Genomic DNA, 17443 nt, shown 5'->3' with positions numbered 1-17443 from the left:
GCTCGGCCTCCGTTTCAGAACAACAAGTGTTCTGCGCGTACAATCATTGACATACCAGAAGTCAGCTGTACACGAACGCCATCTTTGGTGATTTCCAGTACGGTGGCGTCCATCGCGTTGTTACCCGCTTTAACCTTCAGAGACTGACCCACGCTGAGCGCGTTGATGTCAGAAACCGGGGTGTGGCGCGGCTCTTCGCGCGGCGCACGTGGGGCTTTAGCTGCTGGTTTGTCAGCACGCGGTTTGCGATCGTTATTTTCAGCACGACGCGGCGCCGGGCGCGGTTTACGCTCGCGACGAGGGGCGTCTTCCTGACCGTTAGCCGCTGCGGCTTCGCGTTTTTTCGCCTGCTGTTCCGCACGCTGTGCCTGCACGCGAGCTTTGGCTTCTTCAAGCTGCTTACGCGCATGTTCTACGTGCTGCTCGTCCAGCTCACCGCACGGGTTGCCATCGAGGTCGACACGGGTCGCACCCGGCTTGATACCGTACAGGTAACGCCAGCTCGAGGTATAAAGGCGTAAGGCAGAACGAAGCTGCGTTTTGCTGAGGTTCATCTCCCCCTCAACGCGCGCGACCAAATCCTGAAAGATACCGACTTTCAGAGGACGCGCTTCACCTTCAGCGCTGAAGCACTGCGGGAAACGCTCGGCCAGAAATGCGATAACTTCTTTACTGCTATTCAACTTAGGTTGATTTTCCATGAAATTTCCTGATTACAACGGACGTTGCCAACAAGCGCAGGCATGAACAGGCGACATTATAATGACGCTATCAGTAAATGCTACGTTATCCGTTGATTATCCTGCGACGCTCGCAAAGAATTTATGATAATCGGTCTCTGCCAGAACATTTTCCAGGTTTGCCGCCAGCGCGCGCAACCCCTGCTCATCCTCGGCAGTAAAGCGACTGAAGACCGTGCTGTCGATATCCAGAACGCCAATAATCTGATTTTTAACCACCAGCGGCAGTACGATTTCAGAATTGCTGCTGGCATCGCAGGCAATGTGGCCGTCAAACGCATGAACGTCCTCGACACGCTGAACCTGCCGGGTCGCCACTGCGGTACCGCACACGCCGCGACCTACCGGGATACGCACGCAGGCGAGTTTCCCCTGGAAAGGCCCCAGCACCAGCGTGTCACCTTCGAGCAGATAAAAGCCCGCCCAGTTCACGTCAGAAAGGCGTTCGAACAGTAACGCACTGGTATTTGCCAGAGTGGCTAAGAAACTGGTTTCCCCCGCCATTAATGCCTTAAAATCGCGATTCAGATCCGCGTAGAATTCTGTTTTGTTCATTATTCAATCACTTAGTTAACTTACATATTTACCGCATAGCCTATTAAAATAAGCATTAAATGCACTCATGCTCAAGATGAATCCGTTCATGAGTTATTATAACTTTCAACAATACTTATCTGTGTGCGACTGATGGCCCTAAAAACACCCCAAATTACGCCGACACGAAAGATCGTTGTCCGTACGGTAAGCCAGGCTCTGCCTCGTGCACATTATCAGCGTTGTCCGCAGTGCGATACGCTTTTTATGTTGCCGAAGATGAAATCGCACCAAAGCGCTTTTTGTCCTCGCTGCGATGCCAAAATTCGCGATGGCCGGGACTGGTCATTGACGCGGCTGGCGGCCATGGCGGTCACCATGCTGCTGCTGATGCCCTTCGCCTGGACCGAGCCGCTGTTAAAGCTCTACCTCCTTGGCGTGCGTATTGACGCTAACGTGTTGCAGGGGATCTGGCAGATGACGCGCGAGGGCGATCCGCTTACGGCCGCCATGGTGCTGTTCTGCGTCGTCGGCGCCCCACTGGTACTGGTCGCGGCAATTGCCTACCTGTGGTTTGGCAACATCCTGGGGATGAACCTGCGCCCGGTCCTGCTGATGCTGGAAAAGCTCAAAGAGTGGGTCATGCTGGACATCTATCTGGTCGGCGTGGGTGTGGCCTCCATCAAGGTGCAGGACTATGCTTTTTTACAGCCCGGCATTGGCCTTTTCGCGTTTATTTCGCTGGTCCTGCTGAGTATTTTGACCCTGATTCATCTGAATGTTGAACAGCTTTGGGAGCGATTTTACCCTCAGCGCCCCGCGACCCGACCTGATGAAAACCTGCGCGTCTGCCTGGGGTGTCATTACACCGGTTTCCCGGATAAACGCGGGAGGTGCCCGCGCTGCCACATTCCGTTAAGATTGCGGCGCAACAACAGCCTGCAAAAATGCTGGGCGGCGCTTATTGCCTCTCTGGTCTTTTTGTTCCCGGCCAATATGCTGCCGATCTCCGTGATTTATGTGAACGGCGCCCGTCAGGAAGATACTATCCTTTCAGGGATTATCTCTCTGGCGCACAGTAACGTGGGGGTCGCCGCCATCGTTTTCATCGCCAGTATTCTGGTGCCCTTTACCAAAGTGGTGGTGATGTTTACGCTGCTTATTAGCATTCACTTTAAATGCAAACAAGGACTACGCACCCGCATCCTGCTTCTGCGATTCGTGACCTGGATTGGTCGCTGGTCGATGTTGGATCTGTTCGTGATTTCGCTGATGATGTCGCTCATCAATCGCGATCAGTTACTTGCTTTTACCATGGGACCCGCAGCTTTTTATTTCGGCTCTGCGGTGATATTGACTATTCTTGCAGTGGAATGGCTGGACAGCCGCTTACTTTGGGACGCACATGAGTCAGGAAACGCCCGCTTCGCCGACTGAAGCGAGAATTAAAACAAAACGCCGCATTTCGCCATTCTGGTTGCTGCCTGTGATCGCGCTGATGATCGCAGGCTGGCTTATCTGGACGACCTATGAAGATCGCGGAAGTACCATCACGATTGATTTCCAGTCTGCGGACGGCATTGTCGCCGGACGCACCCCCGTTCGCTTCCAGGGGGTGGAAGTGGGCACCGTGCAGGATATTTCCCTCGGCAAAGGGCTGAACAAAATCCAGGTCCGGGCGAGCATTAAGTCTGACATGCAGGATGCCCTGCGCGCCGAAACGCAGTTCTGGCTGGTCACGCCTAAAGCCTCCCTGGCTGGCGTTTCCGGGCTGGATGCGCTTGTCGGCGGTAACTATATCGGCATGATGCCCGGGAAAGGTGAGCCACAGGATCACTTTGTTGCGCTGGATACCCAGCCGAAATACCGGCTGAATAACGGCGATTTGATGATCCACCTCCGCGCGCCGGATCTCGGCTCGTTGAACAGTGGTTCTCTGGTCTATTTCCGCAAAATTCCGGTGGGCCGCGTTTACGATTACGCCATTAACCCGAACAAAGATGGCGTGACCATTGATGTACTCATCGAACGGCGTTTTACCAGCCTGGTGAAAAAAGGCAGCCGCTTCTGGAACGTCTCCGGCGTCGATGCCGACCTGAGCTTAAGCGGCGCGAAAGTGAAGCTTGAGAGCCTGGCGGCGCTGGTGAATGGCGCTATCGCCTTCGACTCACCTGCTGACTCCAGCCCTGCCGAGGCAGAAGATACCTTTGGCCTGTACGCTGACCTTGCGCACAGCCAGCGCGGAGTCATCGTCAAATTGACCCTGCCGGATGCCAAAGGCCTGAAAGCCGGTTCGACCCCGCTGATGTATCAGGGATTAGAGGTCGGTCAGTTAACAAAACTAACCCTCAATGCGGGCGGCTCCGTTACCGGCGAAATGACGGTGGATCCGAGCGTGGTGGATCTCCTGCGGGAAAAAACGCGCATTGAACTGCGTAATCCGAAGCTCTCCCTCAGCGACGCCAGCATCAGTTCTCTGCTGACGGGCAGTACCTTTGAACTGATCCCCGGTGAAGGTGCGCCGAATAAAAACTTCGTTATCGCACCAGCGGATAAAGCCCTGCTGCAAAAACCAGGTGTGTTGACGGTGACGCTGAATGCGCCGGAAAGCTATGGTATCGAAGCCGGGCAACCGCTGATCCTGCACGGTGTGCAGGTGGGCCAGGTTCTCGAACGTAAGCTGTCGGAAAAAGGGGTCTCCTTCTCCGCCGCCATCGATCCGCAGTACAGCAATCTGGTCCACGGCGACAGTAAATTTGTGGTTAACAGCCGGGTCGACGTGAAGGTGGGTCTGGACGGGGTTGAGTTCCTCGGCGCCAGCGCCAGCGAGTGGGTTAACGGCGGGATCCGCATTCTGCCGGGCAGCAAGGGTGCGCTGCGCGAGAGCTATCCGCTGTTCGCCAATCTGGACAAGGCCATTGAAAACAGCCTGGGCGACCTGCCGACCACCACGCTGACCTTAAGCGCTGAAACGCTGCCGGATGTCCAGGCAGGCTCCGTCGTGCTTTATCGTAAGTTTGAGGTCGGGGAAGTGATCACCGTTCGTCCCCGGGCGGACGCGTTTGATATCGAGCTGCATATCAAACCGGAATACCGCAAGCTGCTCACGCCAAACAGCGTGTTCTGGGCTGAAGGCGGCGCGAAAGTGCAGCTTAACGGCAACGGGCTGACCGTACAGGCCTCTCCCCTCTCCCGTGCCCTGCGCGGTGCGATCAGCTTTGATAACCTGAGCGGCGCGGGCGGCAACATGCGTAAAGGTGACAAGCGGATCCTCTTCCCGTCTGAAACCGCGGCGCGCGCCGTCGGGGGGCAGATTACCCTACACACTTTTGACGCCGGTAAACTGGCGGAAGGCATGCCCATCCGCTATCTCGGCATTGATATCGGGCAGGTCCAGAAACTGACGCTGATCACCGCGCGCAATGAAGTCCAGGCTACCGCCGTGCTTTATCCGGAATATGTACAGACCTTTGCCCGGGCAGGCTCGCGCTTCTCGGTGGTTACGCCGCAAATTTCTGCCGCAGGGGTTGAGCACCTCGACACCATTCTTCAGCCGTACATTAACGTTGAACCGGGTCGCGGCAACGCACGTCGCGAATTTGAGTTGCAGGAGGCGACCATCACCGACTCCCGTTATCTGGACGGTCTGAGCATTGTGGTTGAAGTGCCGGAAGCCGGTTCGCTGGGCATCGGCACGCCGGTGCTGTTCCGCGGCATTGAAGTGGGGACGGTCACGAGCCTGACGCTGGGTAACCTGTCCGATCGCGTGATGGTCGGCCTGCGCATCAGCCAGCGTTATCAGCATCTGGTTCGCAACAACTCGGTGTTCTGGCTGGCATCAGGCTACTCGCTGGACTTCGGCCTGACCGGTGGCGTGGTCAAAACGGGGACCTTCAACCAGTTCATTCGCGGCGGCATAGCCTTTGCGACGCCTCCGGGTACGCCTCTGGCACCTAAGGCGCAGGCAGGAAAACATTTCCTTCTGCTGGAAAGTGAACCGAAAGAGTGGCGCGAATGGGGAACGGCGCTGCCACGTTAATCTCGCAGGCTCCGGTGTCAACGCGCCGGAGCCTTTATGTTACACTGCGCACCTGAATGTTTCCCTGTGGTGTGCCCGTGGCTCAAAACTCCGTATTTCTTCCCGAACAATTCCTCGCACAGATGCGCGAGGCGCTTCCTGCTCATCTCTCTTTCGACGATTTTGTCGCCGCCTGCCAGCGCCCTTTGCGCCGCAGTATTCGCGTCAATACGCTAAAAATCAGCGTCGGGGCGTTTCTGGATCTCGTCTCCCCCTACGGCTGGCAACTGACGCCGGTGCCGTGGTGTGAAGAAGGGTTCTGGATCGAGCGGGATGATGAAGAGAGCTTGCCGCTCGGCAGCACCGCCGAGCACCTGAGCGGGCTGTTTTATATTCAGGAAGCCAGCTCCATGCTGCCGGTTGCCGCGCTGTTTGCCGACGAAAACCAGCCTGAGCGGGTCATGGACGTGGCGGCGGCACCTGGCTCCAAAACCACGCAAATTGCTGCCCGGATGAATAACCGCGGCGCGATCCTCGCTAACGAATTTTCTGCCAGCCGCGTCAAAGTTCTGCATGCCAATATCAGCCGCTGCGGGATCCGCAACGTCGCCTTGACGCACTTCGACGGTCGCGTGTTTGGGGCTGCCCTGCCGGAAGTCTTTGATGCTATCCTGCTCGACGCACCCTGTTCCGGCGAAGGCGTAGTGCGCAAAGATCCTGATGCATTAAAAAACTGGTCCGTTGCAAGCAACCTGGAGATCGCCGCCACGCAGCGTGAACTGATCGACAGTGCGTTCCATGCCCTGCGCCCAGGCGGGACGCTGGTTTATTCCACCTGTACGCTGAATCGCGATGAAAACGAGGATGTCTGCCTGTGGCTGAAGCAACGCTATGCGGATGCCGTCGAGTTTCTGCCGCTGGACACCCTCTTCGACTCGGCCAGCCATGCGGCCACGCCTGAAGGCTTCCTGCACGTCTTCCCGCAGATTTACGATTGCGAGGGCTTCTTTGTTGCGCGTCTGCGTAAAACCCGCGCCGTTGATCCCCTGCCTGCGCCTGCGTTTAAGGTCGGCAACTTCCCGTTCGCGCCGGTCAAAGGCCGTGAAGCGGCACAGGTGCAAGCGGCTGCGAGCAAAGTGGGCCTGCACTGGGATGAGAGCCTGCGCCTCTGGATGCGTGACAAAGAGCTGTGGTTGTTCCCGACCACTATCGAACCGCTGATAGGTAAAGTGCGTTTCTCCCGCCTCGGTATTCGCCTGGCGGAGATCCACAATAAGGGCTATCGCTGGCAGCACGAAGCGGTCATTGCGCTGGCAGGTGATGAGAACACCTTCGCCCTGACGCATCAGGAAGCGGAAGAGTGGTATCGCGGTCGTGACGTTTACCCGGAGAACAGCCCGGCGCAGGATGAAGTGATCGTGACGTATCAGGGCTTTCCGCTGGGGCTGGCGAAAAAAGTCGGCTCGCGGCTAAAAAACAGCTATCCGCGCGAACTGGTACGCGATGGTCGCCTGTTTACCGGTAACAACCGCACTGCCTGAAAAAAGCGCATTTTTTTACTGGCGATTTCGCTCTCCTTGTCTAGGATCAAAAATGGGTGACTGCACTGGTCATACCAGATTTTGGGCAACAAACCGGAGAGCATTATGACGAAAACCAGCGTACGCATTGGCGCTTTTGAAATCGACGACGCTGAATTGCGCGGCGAAGCACAAGGCGAACGAACGTTAAGTATTCCCTGCAAATCCGATCCGGATTTGTGCATGCAGCTGGACGCCTGGGATGCCGATACCAGCGTTCCGGCGATCCTTGATGGGGAACATTCCGTTCTGTACCGTGAGCATTACGACAGTAAAACCGATGCCTGGGTCTTGCGTCTTGCCTGACCTAAAGAGAACCCGCCCGAAGGCGGGTTATTTATCACTGAAGCTGCACCAGCGTCAGAAAGCCTCCGAACACCGCCCCCGTATCGATGTAGTGCAGATTGTTGAAATCATATCGCTTGTCCACGGGTGTATGTCCGAACCAGAAGTGATCCGCACCCCTTATGCCCTGCCCTTTACCCTCCATAAAGCCCATTAAGCGATCGCGATCCCACAACACGCGCCGGGCATCTACCGGCTTATGCCAGGCATATTCAGCGGAGGGATAATCCGCATGAGCCACCACGTTCAGACCATTTTTACAGGTTATTTCAATGATGTGCGGTAAGGCCCGACACGCGTCGAGTAAACCCTTCGCCTGTTTTTGTTGAGCCGCATTAAGGCCGGTAAACCACATACCGCCATTAATCGACCACAGACTAAAATCATTATTTTCAAGCGCATCTAATGCCATTTGCTCGTGATTACCGCGTACCGCATAAAACCACTTTTCCTGCATCAGCTCTAAACATTTTACGCTGTCCGGCCCGCGGTCGATAATATCCCCCACCGAGATCAGCAGATCCCTGTCAGGATTAAAATGCCGCTTTTTCAGCTCATCCATAAGCCACTGATAGCAACCATGAATATCGCTGACAACCCAGACATGGCGCCAGTGGTCTCCCTCAATTTTCTGATACATAACGCCTCCTGTAAGAAGTATAGCTGCCACAGAAAATGTCATAAGCGGGCGTGAGATATCGCGAATCCAAACAAACCATCAACCAGCCGGAAATAAAGATCGCTGCGCTATTAATCCCTTATTCCCTGGCCCTTAAGATAGAGCGGAATAAATAGAGGGATTTTCACGTGTCAAACATACACCTGCAAAACGATGTTTATTATCCGCATCGCACAAATATTATTTCTGAACTGGTGAGCGGGAAACGCGTTCCTGGCCCTATCTGGCACAAACGTGATTACCGTTTAAAGTTTCTTCTGCGCTCGCTCTTATTCTGGTCCTCCACCCATCGCATGCTGGAGGCGCTATCCGGACGCGATGATTTCGACAGGCTGCTGGCCTCTCAAATCACGTTGCCGAGCAAAACTCACCGTCAGTATCTGATGCGCGGTCTGACCTCTCACGACCGGGCCGATGCTATCGTCAGCCACTATCACTGGATTGATAGTCTGAAAAACACGGCACTCGCCCACGCGCTGACCAGCCCACAGGCGTTGCCAGTTATCCGGTTCGAGGCAAAAAACGGCGAAATTTATACCGTCCACGCCTCGTCCGCAGGTAAGGCCGAACGCGAAGGCGAAAGCACGCTTTGGCTGCATGACAATGACAATACGCTGCTGGCCAGCCTGACGTTCTGTGTCGCACGCAGTAACGGCCGTACGGTGCTGGTGATCGGCGGCCTTCAGGGTCCGCGTCGTCATGTTTCACGGGAGGTGATTAAACAGGCCACCCGTGCCTGCCATGGTCTGTTCCCGAAACGCGTACTGATGGAGGTGATCTTCCAGCTTGCGTCACGCTCGAACATCAGTGCTATTTTTGCCGTCAGCGATGAGGGACATGTTTTCCGCGCGCTGCGCTACCGTCTGAGCAAAGGCCGTCATTTCCACGCCAGCTACGACGAGTTCTGGGAAGGCCTGAACGGAAAGAAACTTTCCCCCTTCTGCTGGCAGTTGCCGCTCCAGATTGAGCGTAAAGCGCTGGAGGAGATTGCCAGTAAAAAGCGCGCCGAATACCGTCGCCGCTTTGCGTTACTTGATGATATTGCAGCTTCCGTACAGGCGCGGATTGAGTCGACCGTCATCTAAGGCAAAAAACAAACAAAAATTTAACAAAACAGCCAAAAAGGACTGGACTTACGCCTGCCGGGTTGTGGTATGTTTGAAGCAGGCGCACAGGAAGTGAACCTCCTGCTGAGACGAAAACCGGAATTTATCGTTTATTTTCATGCAGATAAAAAGAGACCGAATACGATTCCTGTATTCGGTCCAGGGAAATGGCTCTTGGGAGAGAGCCGTGCGCTAAAAGTTGGCATTAATGCAGGCTCAATCGCCTTGCCCTTTAAGAATAGATGACGACGTCAGGTTTTCCAGTCCACAGTAAAAGTGGCCTGAAAAAAAGCGTCAGAACATCACTAAATGTGAAAAACCGCAGAGCTTTTACAAGCACCTGCGGTTTTTTTTTACTGGAAACCTGACCGCTAACAGAGCTTTTCTGCGCGCGCAATAAACGGTGCCAGACTCTTCTTCTGCCCTGGGTTTGCCGGATCGTCGACCTGGATCACGCTGACGGGCTGTCCGTTACTTTTCCCGCTGGCAACCTGCTGCTCCGCTACATCATTTAACGGATACTGCACGAGCGTACTGGGATTGATGACATACAGCGCGTGACCGGGACGGCAGGTGAGCATGACCTCTTCACGATTAAATGCCCAGTTGTCCTTGCCCACTTCAAACCGGCTGACGGTGATGACCTGCGGCGCGGCCAGCGCACTGCTGGCACAGGTGAGGAGTAAAAGAGAAAGCAGTGTCTTTTTCATATGTCTATTTAACCTTGTCAGAAGGGTTCCCAGGTCGCGAACAGGCTGACAGCCGCCAGTACCAGCGCGCCCAGCACCACTTCTGCCTGTGTCATCCTGATAAAAATCTGTTGTTCCCGCCCGGTCTCAGGGCGAAAGCGTGGCACAAGAAAATACCGATTCGCCAGCGCAATTGCCACCATCATCATCACCAGCGCACATTTGAACAACAACAGCTGGACATAAGGCGCCTGCCACGGCACGTTTATGCCAACAATAAAGAGCGTATTGATTATCCCTGTCAGCAGCACGCCCGCCACGGCGTAATGCCCCACCCGGGAGAAGCGCATCATGGTAAAAATTGCGGCTGGCTGCCAGCGGCCTTTCGCCAGTTGCATGCAATACAGCAGCGGCAGTAAACCGCCCACCCAGGTCGCGGCGCAGAGCAGGTGAAGCGCATGGTTCAGACGATGCAACGCGCCCGGCGCGCCACCGTTCATCGCGGCATGTCCCACGCCCGCCAGCAGCACCAGTTGCCCCATCGCGAGCAGTAACAGCCGTGAGCCTTTTTGCGGGGTAAGCCATGCTGCACCCGCCGTCACCGCGGCCAGCACCATTTGCCACAACCAGACGCCACCAAATTGCGTTCCCAGCACGCTGTGCCAGACCGCCGGGCGAATGACATCGCCCCAGCCGTTGCCCATTAACCCACTTTGCAGGCCGAACATCAGCAGGGCCGCCATCAGGCTGACCAGGGCCGCGATGTTCTGCTGCCGCTGGAAACGCTGCATCATGAGGCGCTGCAACGAAGACGGCGCAAACCAGACGCTGTAAAGCGCATTGCCGAAAAGCAGGATCAGCGCCGCAAAATGGATAAAGCGTAACGCGACATAGCTCAGGGCCAGCATACTATTTCACGCTAAAGTGATAGCTGCCTTTGGTTTTGTGACCGTCTACGGAGACCACATGCCAGTCCACCGTATAGGTGCCGGTCGTCAACGGTTTCTCAAGGGGAACAATCAGCTTTGCATTATCCTTCTCGTCACGCTTCACCGCGCCGGTTTTGATCTTCTGCTGCTGCGCATTCGTCACTACAACGCCGCTAAAAGCTGGCTCAATGCCTTCCGAGAAGTTCAGGGTAATGACCTCGGGTGCCACCGCGACGGTATTTTCCTGCGGGGATTGCTGCTTAAGATGCGCATGGGCCAGAACTGCGGGCGTGATGGCCGAAGAGAGCAGAAAGACCAGCGCGCACGCGATACGGGAAGGGGTAAAATGCATCACAATCATTCCTTTTCGTTATGCCTGAATGCTAAAGAATAACTCTGTATAATTAACGAGTCGAGGATCATCCTTTGCTCCCTTGTCATCGTTGCACAATCGCGGTAACGTTGCCGCCGCAGAAAAAGGAGAAGGAAATGAACGTTAACCTGGCCGCCCTTCCTCAGGACGAGATGGACAAAGTGAATGTCGATCTCGCCGCCGCGGGGGTCGCATTCAAAGAGCGTTACAACATGCCCGTCGTGGCTGAAGTGGTAGAGCGTGAACAACCCGCGCATCTGCGTGACTGGTTTCGCGAACGTCTGATTGCGCATCGCCTCGCCTCCGTCAATCTCTCGCGCCTGCCGTACGAACCTAAAGTTAAATAAGCTTAACGTCTCGTTACACTTCCTTACGCCTTATGTGGCAGGATAAGAAAACCCTGATAAATTTAGGTGTAATCTTAAAATCCCAGCGACTCAGTGTATAAGGAAGTCACGATGTCCCGATGGAATATTGCCGCGGCCCAGTATGCTCCGCGGCACAGCTGTGTTGATGAGCACGTAAAACACCACCTGCACTTCATTGCCGAAGCTGCCTGGCATGGGTGTGATTTAATCGTCTTTCCGGAACTTTCGCTTACCGGTCCCGGCGGAACAACCTTACCCCCACCCCCTGACGATTTGCAGCTTGCTCCCCTCCTTCACGCCGCGCAGACACGTTTCATCACGGTGATTGCCGGTATTACGCTCCAGCAACACGACCAGCGTCAGAAAGGACTCGCGCTTTTCACGCCCAGTCTGTCAACCATCCGGCGTTATCCGCAGGGTAACGGGGCGGGCGTCATCCCTGGCGATAAACGGCTCACCATCGTGGATAACCAGACAGACGCCCCGGAACTGGACCCGGAGGCAACGCTGTTCACCAGCAGCCTGGCGGTGGGCGAGCACCGCTGGCGGCAATCCATCGGTTCGTTACAACGCTTCGCGCACAAATACGCCATCGCGGTGTTAATGGCGAACGCGCGCAGCGGTAGCGCGTTATGGGATGAAAAAGGTCAGCTGATCGTGCGTGCCGATAAGGGAGAGCTGCTGTTAACCGGTTCTTTAGGCCGACAGGGTTGGCAAGGCGATATCATTCCATTAGGCTAGGCATTTTAGGATCAGGAGCGATCAATGCTGCGCGTTATCGATACCGAAACTTGCGATTTGCAGGGTGGAATTGTGGAAGTCGCTTCTGTCGACGTGATTGACGGAAAAATAGTCAACCCAATGAGCCACCTGGTGCGCCCGGATCGACCCATCAGTGCGCAGGCAATGGCCATACATCGCATTACGGAGTCGATGGTGGCGGACAAGCCGTGGATTGAAGAGATCATCCCTCTCTACCACGGCAGTCAGTGGTATGTGGCCCATAACGCCAGCTTTGACCGCCGCGTGCTGCCAGAGATGCCCGGCGAATGGATTTGCACCATGAAGCTGGCGCGCCGTCTGTGGCCGGGGATCAAATACAGCAATATGGCGCTGTATAAGTCGCGCAAACTTAGCGTACGGACGCCGGAAGGGCTGCATCATCACCGTGCCCTCTACGACTGCTACATCACCGCAGCGCTCCTGATTGATATCATGAAAACTTCCGGCTGGACGCCAGACGATATGGCAACCATTACCGGGCGCCCCGCGCTACTGACCACTTTCACGTTCGGTAAATATCGCGGGAAACCGGTATCGGAAGTGGCGGATAAAGATCCGGGCTACCTGCGCTGGCTGTATAACAACCTCGACAGAATGAGCCCGGAACTGCGCCTGACGCTGAAGCATTATTTAGGCGAAGCCTGAGTTCCCGCCTGGCCTGGCAGCGTATCCTGCGCCAGGCCAATCAAAAAGGCGTACTCCAGCGCCACCCCTTCATAGGATTTAAATCGCCCTGATTTTCCCCCGTGCCCCGAGTCCATATCGGTACAGAGCAGCAGCAGATTATCGTCAGTTTTCAGCTCACGCAGTTTCGCCACCCATTTCGCAGGCTCCCAGTACTGCACCTGGGAATCGTGCAGGCCGGTGGTCACCAGCATATGCGGATAGGCTTTTGCCTCGACGTTATCGTACGGGCTGTACTCTTTCATGTAGCGGTAATAGGTCTCATCCTGCGGGTTCCCCCACTCCTCAAACTCGCCGGTGGTCAGCGGAATGGACTCATCCAGCATGGTCGTTACCACGTCCACAAACGGCACCTGGGCGATAACGCCTTTAAACAGTTCAGGCCGCTGGTTGATCACGGCACCCATGAGCATGCCTCCGGCGCTGCCCCCCATGCCAAAGCAGCGCTGCGGATCGCCATAACCCTGCGCGATCAGCGCGTCGCAGACATCAAGGTAATCATTGAAGGTATTTTTCTTTTTGAGGAATTTTCCGTCTTCATACCAGTGCTGACCCAGCTCGCCGCCGCCGCGAATGTGGGCAATCGCATACACAAAACCGCGGTCGAGCAGGCTCAGCCTGCTGGTGCTGAAATCGGCGTCCATGCTGGATCCATAGGAGCCGTAACCGTAGACGAGAACAGGGTTTTTGCCTTTATTGAAGTGCGCCTTGTGATAGACGAGGGAAACAGGGACTTCGACGCCGTCGCGTGCGGTCACCCACAGGTGCTCACTGCGATAATTTTCCGACTCAAACCCCCGGACCTCCGCCTGTTTAATCACCTGACGCTGCCCGGTGTCCATATCCAGTTCAAACAACGTATCCGGGGTGGTCATCGACGAATAGCCGTACCGCAGGCGGGACGATTCCGGTTCCGGATTAAAGCCGATCCACGTCACGTAAGCCGGGTCATCGAACGCAATGCCCACCACTTCGCGGGTTTTACGGTTGATTTGGCGGATACTGGTCAGCCCGCGCTGCCGCTCTTCCACCACCAGCCAGTCGGTAAACAGGGTGAACCCCTCCAGCATCACCTGATCGCGCGCGGGAATTAATACTTCCCACTTACGTTCATCGCGCACTTTGGTTTTATAGAGGCCAAAGTTTTTGCCCTCGCGGTTCGAACGCAGGTAAAAGCTGTGCTGGAAGTGATCCAGGCTGTACTCATGATCTTTGCGCCGCGGCAGGAAGCACAGCGGCTGGGCATCCGGCAGCTCGGCATCCAGCAGCAGCACTTCGGAGGTAGTGGCACTGGCGAGGAAAATGATCACGTAGTGGCGAGATGACGTTTTATGCAGGCTGACGTAGAACGTCTCGTCTTTTTCCTCATAAACCAGTTCATCGTCGGCGGAATCGGTCCCGACCGTATGGCGCCAGACCTGATAAGGCAGCAGCGTAGACGCATGCTTTTTAACGTAATAGACCGTTTCTGAATCGTTACCCCAGACGAAATCGGGGGAGACATTATCCAGCATTTCGGGATACCAGTTCCCCGTTTCCAGGTTACGGAAACGCAAACCGTACTGGCGGCGGGAGAGGTAATCCTCAGCCAGCGCCATAATGGCGTTATCGGGGGAAATGGACATGCCGCCCAGCGTATAAAACTCACTGTGAGCCGCACGTTTGTTGGCATCCAGCAGGATCTCCCATTCATCCCACTCGGCGCTCAGCACAGACTGGCGCTGGTAGATGGGATATTCGTTTCCCGGCTCATAAATATGGCGATAGCGATAACCGTTTTTGCACCACGGGGCAGAGACATCACGCTGGGGGATACGCTGCACCATTTCATTCAGAAGTTGATCCTGAAGCGCCTGCTGGCTGGCCATGACCTGTCGGCCATAGTCGTTTTCCTCGTGCAGATAGTCGAGTACTTCTGGCCGGGAACGAGAATCGTCCCGCAGCCAGTAGTAGTTATCGATACGCGTATCGCCATGCGTGGTGATCGCATAAGGAGTACGTCGGGCTTTTGGAGGCATGGCATTCTTACTTTTTCGTTTTACATCCTATAAGGTTGGCAAAACACGCGTATGATGCAAGCGAAACATGGCCTTCTAGCCCGCGAGGGTCTGTTTCTGCTGCTGAATATCCTGCTCAATTCCCTCGCGAACGTCCTGTGGGATCTTCAGCGCATCGCCCAGGGCGTTCAGGTAGCTACGCTCCATAAAGTGATCGATATCGATGGCGGCACAGCTCAGAAAATAGAGTTCCAGCGCCTCTTCTTCGTTTTTCACGCTTTGCGCCAGACGCTGCGGATCGAGCGGCTGTTCGATGGCCTGCGCCACCAGCGCCCTGCCCTGCTCCTCAACGCCCGCTTCCCGCATCTGCTGTTCAATTGCGGCACGTTCACTGGCATCGATATGTCCGTCGCTTTTGGCCGCAAAGACCAGAGCGAGGATCAGGCGTTCGGTGCGTAAATCTAACGGTGATACCTGCTGCCCATACTGCGGTTCATCCTGATGCGCGTTGCGCACCTTGTCTTTGTATTTGTTCCACAAGACGGAGCCTGCAATAGCCCCTCCGCCCGCCAGCAGCGCGCCGGTACCGTATTTGGTAAGCAGTTTCCGCGATGACTTATTGGCCACCAGCAAACCGGCCAGCCCGCCGAGCGCCCCCGGCACCAGCAGCTTGCTTAGACCCTGCTCGCCGGACGACGAGCCTTTTTGTCCCAACAGGGATTGCAGTTGATTCATCCAGCCTGACATATTTTTCCTCACGTAACAGTGCGTAACCTTCACAGCCTAAGCGAGCGGGTGTCAGGAAATGTCTGTCAGTACTAAAGAAGCGCAAATTTCACCCCTACTGTCGCTGTTCCCATACAAGACAGACGCAAACGTTTTCGTTTATACTGCCCGCATCTTTTTCAGGGGGATTTTTATGACTCGTTTAGGAACTGCGCTACGTCCTGCCGCGACGCGCGTCATGCTGTTGGGATCGGGTGAACTGGGTAAAGAAGTGGCCATTGAGTGTCAGCGTTTGGGTGTCGAGGTGATTGCGGTTGACCGTTATAAGGATGCGCCTGCCATGCATGTCGCGCACCGCTCGTACGTCATCGATATGCTTGACGGTAACGCCCTGTGCACGTTAATTGCTGACGAAAAACCGGATTTCGTGGTACCTGAAATTGAAGCCATTGCGACTGAGATGCTGGTTGCCCTTGAACAGGAAGGCCAGCGCGTGGTGCCCTGCGCCACAGCGGCAAAACTGACCATGAACCGGGAAGGCATTCGTCGCCTGGCGGCAGAAGAATTACAGCTCCCGACCTCCAGCTACCGTTTTGCCGGGGATAAAGCCGCGTTTCTTCAGGCCGTAGAAGAGATTGGCTACCCGTGCATCATTAAGCCGGTAATGAGCTCCTCCGGCAAAGGGCAGAGCTTTATCCGCGACAGCAGCACGCTGGACAAGGCCTGGGACTATGCCCAGCAGGGCGGCCGTGCCGGTGCCGGGCGCGTCATCGTGGAAGGCGTGGTGAAGTTTGATTTTGAAATTACCCTGCTCACCGTCAGCGCCGTGGACGGCGTTCATTTCTGCGACCCGATTGGGCATCGACAGGAAGACGGCGATTATCGCGAATCCTGGCAGCCGCAGCAGATGAGCGCGCTGGCGCTGGCACGCGCGCAGGAGATCGCCCGCAAGACGGTGCTGGCGCTGGGCGGCTACGGCCTGTTCGGTGTGGAATTGTTTGTTTGCGGCGACGAAGTGATTTTCAGTGAAGTCTCCCCTCGCCCGCACGATACCGGGATGGTTACGCTGATTTCACAGGATCTCTCCGAGTTCGCGCTGCACGTGCGTGCTTTCCTCGGCCTGCCGGTTGGCGGTATCCGTCAGTACGGCCCGGCAGCCTCGGCGGTGATCCTGCCGCAGCTGACCAGCCAGAATGTCACCTTTGATAACGTCGAAGGTGCGGTTGGTGCAGGCTTGCAGGTCCGACTGTTCGGCAAACCGGAGATCGACGGAAGCCGCCGTCTGGGCGTGGCATTAGCCACCGGGGATAACGTGGACGACGCCGTCGCGAGAGCGAAAAAAGCGGCCACAGCGGTGAACGTGACAGGATAAATAACTATAGGCTGGTCACCTCGGTGACCAGCCGCATTGCATTATTGACTTTTTATCATCCCATCGCTCCCATTAGAATTCCATATCCTCATAGGCTGCATTAGTTTTCGATATGAAAATAAAAATACCCATGCCAATAAAAATTACGAAGGGAATAAAGATGCTCGCCATCAGTGCCCAGATTGCTGGCGGATCATTTTGCGCAGGGAAACTGATACGATAGGCAATGAGGGATAATACGCAGAATAAAGCCGCCATCCCCGCAGGATAAAGGGGATGATTCCAGTTGCACCAGACAAGCTTTTTCGGAATAGCGGTCTTCCTGGAGGAAAGCGCAGTAATACAAAATTTGTTTTTGTCAGAATAAGCTACGAGTTGCTCCCCTTGGGCATATTTTACCGCATCCGCTGCAAATGCCAGTGCCAGCCACCGATACCCGGCACTCTTTGCGCCCAGAGAGGCATGACTTTGTTGAATAAATCGAACTTTTGCTGAGTTGAAGGATCAGATCACGCATCTT

The 17443-nt window shown here is 55.5% G+C and carries 18 protein-coding genes; 10 read left to right on the top strand and 8 right to left on the bottom strand.

Going from position 1 to position 17443, the window contains the following annotated elements; all coding sequences use genetic code 11:
- Positions 1–14: 14 nt before the first annotated feature.
- Positions 15–701, bottom strand: a complete 687-nt coding sequence (gene proQ / locus ACOTX7_RS13205) for an RNA chaperone ProQ (protein ID WP_006811005.1) — start codon at positions 699–701, stop codon at positions 15–17.
- Between the two features lie 96 nt (positions 702–797).
- Positions 798–1295: a GAF domain-containing protein gene (locus ACOTX7_RS13200; protein ID WP_006811006.1), complete on the bottom strand. Its 498-nt coding sequence runs from the start codon at positions 1293–1295 to the stop codon at positions 798–800.
- Between the two features lie 132 nt (positions 1296–1427).
- Here ACOTX7_RS13200 and yebS point away from each other — a divergent pair, with 132 nt between their 5' ends.
- The 4 genes from yebS to ACOTX7_RS13180 all read left to right on the top strand — a co-directional run bounded on the left by yebS (position 1428) and on the right by ACOTX7_RS13180 (position 7178).
- On the top strand, positions 1428–2711 hold the full coding sequence (gene yebS, locus ACOTX7_RS13195) for a paraquat-inducible protein A (RefSeq protein WP_221256134.1): 1284 nt from the start codon (positions 1428–1430) through the stop codon (positions 2709–2711).
- Positions 2680–5313, top strand: coding sequence for a PqiB family protein (locus ACOTX7_RS13190; RefSeq protein ID WP_125358995.1), 2634 nt, complete (start codon positions 2680–2682; stop codon positions 5311–5313). The genes yebS and ACOTX7_RS13190 overlap by 32 nt, the downstream gene beginning before the upstream one ends.
- A 122-nt stretch (positions 5314–5435) precedes the next feature.
- Complete coding sequence (gene rsmF, locus ACOTX7_RS13185; protein ID WP_407045038.1) at positions 5436–6833, top strand: 16S rRNA (cytosine(1407)-C(5))-methyltransferase RsmF; 1398 nt, start codon at positions 5436–5438, stop codon at positions 6831–6833.
- Positions 6834–6938: 105 nt separating this feature from the next.
- Positions 6939–7178, top strand: a complete 240-nt coding sequence (locus ACOTX7_RS13180; RefSeq protein ID WP_006811010.1) for a YebV family protein — start codon at positions 6939–6941, stop codon at positions 7176–7178.
- Positions 7179–7212: 34 nt separating this feature from the next.
- Here the strand turns inward: ACOTX7_RS13180 and pphA are convergent, their stop codons facing one another.
- Positions 7213–7857 (bottom strand): protein-serine/threonine phosphatase, encoded by a 645-nt coding sequence (pphA, locus tag ACOTX7_RS13175; RefSeq protein WP_221257254.1) that lies wholly within the window; start codon positions 7855–7857, stop codon positions 7213–7215.
- A 167-nt stretch (positions 7858–8024) separates the two neighbouring features.
- On the opposite strand from pphA, the gene ACOTX7_RS13170 reads away from it, so the two are divergent.
- The gene (locus tag ACOTX7_RS13170) at positions 8025–8981 is read left to right on the top strand and encodes a VirK/YbjX family protein (RefSeq protein ID WP_221256136.1); all 957 of its coding nucleotides are present in this window, start codon (positions 8025–8027) and stop codon (positions 8979–8981) included.
- Between the two features lie 69 nt (positions 8982–9050).
- Positions 9051–9248, top strand: coding sequence for a hypothetical protein (locus ACOTX7_RS13165; RefSeq protein WP_000460990.1), 198 nt, complete (start codon positions 9051–9053; stop codon positions 9246–9248).
- Between the two features lie 125 nt (positions 9249–9373).
- Here the strand turns inward: ACOTX7_RS13165 and ACOTX7_RS13160 are convergent, their stop codons facing one another.
- From ACOTX7_RS13160 to yobA, 3 genes are read right to left on the bottom strand one after another with little or no spacing between them, the layout of a single operon-like run.
- Positions 9374–9712: a YebY family protein gene (locus tag ACOTX7_RS13160; RefSeq protein ID WP_000753186.1), complete on the bottom strand. Its 339-nt coding sequence runs from the start codon at positions 9710–9712 to the stop codon at positions 9374–9376.
- Between the two features lie 17 nt (positions 9713–9729).
- Positions 9730–10599 (bottom strand): copper homeostasis membrane protein CopD, encoded by an 870-nt coding sequence (copD, locus tag ACOTX7_RS13155; protein WP_221256137.1) that lies wholly within the window; start codon positions 10597–10599, stop codon positions 9730–9732.
- A gap of 1 nt (position 10600) precedes the next feature.
- Positions 10601–10972: a CopC domain-containing protein YobA gene (gene yobA / locus ACOTX7_RS13150; protein ID WP_032673899.1), complete on the bottom strand. Its 372-nt coding sequence runs from the start codon at positions 10970–10972 to the stop codon at positions 10601–10603.
- 137 nt (positions 10973–11109) lie between these two features.
- Between yobA and ACOTX7_RS13145 the strand changes: the two genes are divergently transcribed.
- From ACOTX7_RS13145 to exoX, 3 genes are all read left to right on the top strand, one after another.
- Positions 11110–11340: a DNA polymerase III subunit theta gene (locus ACOTX7_RS13145; protein ID WP_003859784.1), complete on the top strand. Its 231-nt coding sequence runs from the start codon at positions 11110–11112 to the stop codon at positions 11338–11340.
- A gap of 111 nt (positions 11341–11451) precedes the next feature.
- Positions 11452–12102: a nitrilase-related carbon-nitrogen hydrolase gene (locus ACOTX7_RS13140; RefSeq protein WP_047354223.1), complete on the top strand. Its 651-nt coding sequence runs from the start codon at positions 11452–11454 to the stop codon at positions 12100–12102.
- Positions 12103–12126: 24 nt separating this feature from the next.
- Complete coding sequence (gene exoX / locus ACOTX7_RS13135; protein WP_047354224.1) at positions 12127–12789, top strand: exodeoxyribonuclease X; 663 nt, start codon at positions 12127–12129, stop codon at positions 12787–12789.
- Here the strand turns inward: exoX and ptrB are convergent.
- Both ptrB and ACOTX7_RS13125 read right to left on the bottom strand, forming a co-directional pair.
- Positions 12771–14846 carry an oligopeptidase B gene (ptrB, locus tag ACOTX7_RS13130; RefSeq protein ID WP_047354225.1) on the bottom strand — a complete coding sequence of 692 codons (2076 nt, stop codon included), beginning with the start codon at positions 14844–14846 and terminating at the stop codon, positions 12771–12773. The two genes, exoX and ptrB, sit on opposite strands and share 19 nt — an antisense overlap.
- Positions 14847–14921: 75 nt before the next feature.
- On the bottom strand, positions 14922–15572 hold the full coding sequence (locus ACOTX7_RS13125; RefSeq protein ID WP_006811019.1) for a tellurite resistance TerB family protein: 651 nt from the start codon (positions 15570–15572) through the stop codon (positions 14922–14924).
- Between the two features lie 172 nt (positions 15573–15744).
- Here ACOTX7_RS13125 and purT point away from each other — a divergent pair, with 172 nt between their 5' ends.
- Positions 15745–16923, top strand: coding sequence for a formate-dependent phosphoribosylglycinamide formyltransferase (gene purT, locus ACOTX7_RS13120; protein WP_221813086.1), 1179 nt, complete (start codon positions 15745–15747; stop codon positions 16921–16923).
- The last annotated feature ends 520 nt before the right edge of the window (positions 16924–17443 follow it).

This window comes from Enterobacter cloacae complex sp. IR5418, from assembly GCF_049238105.1.
Classification (GTDB): Bacteria; Pseudomonadota; Gammaproteobacteria; order Enterobacterales; family Enterobacteriaceae; genus Enterobacter; species Enterobacter hormaechei.
The sequence above is the reverse complement of the archived record's forward strand: the minus strand, read 5'-3'. Positions and strand labels throughout refer to the sequence as shown.

Excerpts from the sequence above, each read along its gene's own strand:
- proQ (WP_006811005.1), bottom strand. The coding sequence starts at position 701 with ATGGAAAATCAACCTAAGTTGAATAGCAGTAAAGAAGTTATCGCATTT.
- ACOTX7_RS13200 (WP_006811006.1), bottom strand. The coding sequence starts at position 1,295 with ATGAACAAAACAGAATTCTACGCGGATCTGAATCGCGATTTTAAGGCA.
- yebS (WP_221256134.1), top strand. The coding sequence starts at position 1,428 with ATGGCCCTAAAAACACCCCAAATTACGCCGACACGAAAGATCGTTGTC.
- ACOTX7_RS13190 (WP_125358995.1), top strand. The coding sequence starts at position 2,680 with ATGAGTCAGGAAACGCCCGCTTCGCCGACTGAAGCGAGAATTAAAACA.
- rsmF (WP_407045038.1), top strand. The coding sequence starts at position 5,436 with ATGCGCGAGGCGCTTCCTGCTCATCTCTCTTTCGACGATTTTGTCGCC.
- ACOTX7_RS13180 (WP_006811010.1), top strand. The coding sequence starts at position 6,939 with ATGACGAAAACCAGCGTACGCATTGGCGCTTTTGAAATCGACGACGCT.
- pphA (WP_221257254.1), bottom strand. The coding sequence starts at position 7,857 with ATGTATCAGAAAATTGAGGGAGACCACTGGCGCCATGTCTGGGTTGTC.
- ACOTX7_RS13165 (WP_000460990.1), top strand. The coding sequence starts at position 9,051 with ATGTTTGAAGCAGGCGCACAGGAAGTGAACCTCCTGCTGAGACGAAAA.
- ACOTX7_RS13160 (WP_000753186.1), bottom strand. The coding sequence starts at position 9,712 with ATGAAAAAGACACTGCTTTCTCTTTTACTCCTCACCTGTGCCAGCAGT.
- copD (WP_221256137.1), bottom strand. The coding sequence starts at position 10,599 with ATGCTGGCCCTGAGCTATGTCGCGTTACGCTTTATCCATTTTGCGGCG.
- yobA (WP_032673899.1), bottom strand. The coding sequence starts at position 10,972 with ATGCATTTTACCCCTTCCCGTATCGCGTGCGCGCTGGTCTTTCTGCTC.
- ACOTX7_RS13145 (WP_003859784.1), top strand. The coding sequence starts at position 11,110 with ATGAACGTTAACCTGGCCGCCCTTCCTCAGGACGAGATGGACAAAGTG.
- ACOTX7_RS13140 (WP_047354223.1), top strand. The coding sequence starts at position 11,452 with ATGTCCCGATGGAATATTGCCGCGGCCCAGTATGCTCCGCGGCACAGC.
- exoX (WP_047354224.1), top strand. The coding sequence starts at position 12,127 with ATGCTGCGCGTTATCGATACCGAAACTTGCGATTTGCAGGGTGGAATT.
- ptrB (WP_047354225.1), bottom strand. The coding sequence starts at position 14,846 with ATGCCTCCAAAAGCCCGACGTACTCCTTATGCGATCACCACGCATGGC.
- ACOTX7_RS13125 (WP_006811019.1), bottom strand. The coding sequence starts at position 15,572 with ATGTCAGGCTGGATGAATCAACTGCAATCCCTGTTGGGACAAAAAGGC.
- purT (WP_221813086.1), top strand. The coding sequence starts at position 15,745 with ATGACTCGTTTAGGAACTGCGCTACGTCCTGCCGCGACGCGCGTCATG.